1 tRNA gene is annotated in these 298 nt (G+C 54.7%); it reads left to right on the top strand.

The features are described from left to right. Positions 1–6: 6 nt before the first annotated feature. Positions 7–83, top strand: a tRNA-Met gene (locus tag E1K68_RS27570). Positions 84–298 lie beyond the last annotated feature (215 nt).

The raw sequence follows: 298 nt of genomic DNA, 5'->3' as shown, positions 1-298 counted from the left end.
CACAGACGCGGGATGGAGCAGTCTGGTAGCTCGTCGGGCTCATAACCCGAAGGTCGTCGGTTCAAATCCGGCTCCCGCAACCAAACATCAAAAAAGGCTACTCGAAAGAGTGGCCTTTTTTGTGCGCGTCTGTTTTTGCCTGCACAATGCGCCCAACACCTTGATTTCAGAATAATTAGCGCTTATTTCAGCGATCGGCTCATTAACGGTTGACACCCTGCCGCTGGGCTGTAGAATGCCGCCCACAGACGCGGGATGGAGCAGTCTGGTAGCTCGTCGGGCTCATAACCCGAAGGTC

Source organism: Pseudomonas sp. B2021 (assembly GCF_018135665.1).
GTDB classification, from domain to species: domain Bacteria; phylum Pseudomonadota; class Gammaproteobacteria; order Pseudomonadales; family Pseudomonadaceae; genus Aquipseudomonas; species Aquipseudomonas lactis.
The sequence above is the reverse complement of the archived record's forward strand: the minus strand, read 5'-3'. Positions and strand labels throughout refer to the sequence as shown.